This is a genomic window from Phaeovulum sp., assembly GCF_041596715.1.
In the GTDB taxonomy this organism is placed as follows: domain Bacteria; phylum Pseudomonadota; class Alphaproteobacteria; order Rhodobacterales; family Rhodobacteraceae; genus UBA6213.
The window spans coordinates 1-1,568 of the sequence record NZ_JBFHIA010000391.1 but is presented as its reverse complement, the minus strand read 5'-3'; the positions used below and the strand labels follow the sequence as shown (position 1 = coordinate 1,568).

Here is a 1,568-nt window from a genome sequence, read left to right as displayed (position 1 = left end):
GCAAGAGGTCGCTTGGCCCTCGGCGCAGCGGTTCTGGCTGGCGCGGATCGCAAAAATCGGGGGCAGCTTTGCCGCCTCGGATGTCGCCCGCGCGGCCGAAGGGACACCGATGGTGATCGAGAAAAAAGGCTCTATTCGGCTTGATACGCCAGATTTTTTGCTGACCGCGCGGCCTGACAGGATTGATCTTCTGCATGACGGGCGGGTGCGCATTTTCGATTACAAGACGGGCGAGCTTCCTAGCAAGGCGGTGATGGAGCATTTCGACAAGCAGCTTTTGCTGGAGGCCGCGATGGTTGAACGCGGCGCCTTCGAGGCGCTTGGGCAGCGCGATGTTGCGGGCTACAGCTATATCCGCCTTGGCGGCGACGGCGAGACGCGCGACATGAACCATGACGCAGCTCTGGTTGATGAAACTTGGGCCGGGCTACAGCGCCTGCTTGCCGCCTATCTTAGCGAGGATACGGGCTTTGTTTCGCGCCGCGCGCCGCAAAAGATGGATCAGGCGGGCGATTATGACCACCTCGCCCGGTTCGGCGAGTGGGAAATGACCGATCCGCCGGAACAGGAGCCTGTAGGATGAAGCGGCTGAGCGACGCCAGCGCAAAGCAAGTGCAGGCCGCAGCGCCCGAGCAATCGACATGGCTTGGTGCCAATGCCGGGTCGGGCAAGACGCGGGTGCTGACTGACCGCGTGGCACGGCTGCTTTTGGCCGGAACAGAGCCGCAAAAGGTGCTGTGCCTCACCTACACCAAAGCCGCCGCGAGCGAGATGCAGAACCGCTTGCTGAAACGGCTTGGCGAATGGGCGATGCTGCCCGATGCCGCCCTGCGCGATGCGCTGCAAGCCTTGGGCGACGATATGCCGATCGACGCCGAAGCGCTGGGTAGCGCGCGGCGGCTGTTTGCCAAGGCGATCGAGACGCCGGGTGGGCTGAAGATTCAGACCATCCACGCCTTCTGCGCCGGGCTTTTGCGTCGCTTTCCGCTGGAAGCCGGGGTGCCGCATGATTTCCGCGAAATGGACGATCGCGCGGGCATGTTGCTGCGTGCCGAAGTTGTCGAAGAACTAGCGGCGGGCGAGGATGTGGGCGCGGTCGATGCGCTTGCGGCGCATTTCTCGGGTGAGGATCTGAAGGCGTTTCTAAGCGAATTGGGCAATAACAGTGCCGCTTTTTCCAAGCCCCTGCCCCGCGACGCACTGCTGGCGATGTTTGGGCTGCCCGCCGGGTTTGACGCGGCAGCGCTGCTGGCCGAGGTGTTCGAAGGGCGCGAGGCAGCGCTTTTCAAGGCGCTTGTGCCGATCTTGCTGGCGAAGGGCGGCAATGACGGCAAAGCGGGTGAAAAGCTCGCGCAGCTTGACCTTGGCGCACCCAGCCTTGCCACCTGCAAGGTGCTGGAAGGCGTGTTTCTTTTTGGCAAGGGCACGAAGACGAGTGAGCCATTTTCAGCAAAGATAGGGTCTTTTCCAACCAAGCAAACGAAGGATGGCCCCGCCGCCGCGCTGATGCCGGAACTTGATGCGCTGATGGAGCGGGTCGCGGCTGCGCGACTCCGGAGGCTCGCGCT

The 1,568-nt window shown here is 62.9% G+C and carries 2 protein-coding genes; both read left to right on the top strand.

Features of this window, described 5'->3' with window-relative positions; genetic code table 11:
- On the top strand, window positions 1-583 hold a 583-nt coding region (locus ABY403_RS16380; RefSeq protein ID WP_372841876.1), incomplete at its 5' end, for a PD-(D/E)XK nuclease family protein.
- The coding region (locus tag ABY403_RS16375; protein WP_372841875.1) for a UvrD-helicase domain-containing protein at window positions 580-1,568 on the top strand (989 nt) is incomplete at its 3' end. The genes ABY403_RS16380 and ABY403_RS16375, both read left to right, overlap by 4 nt.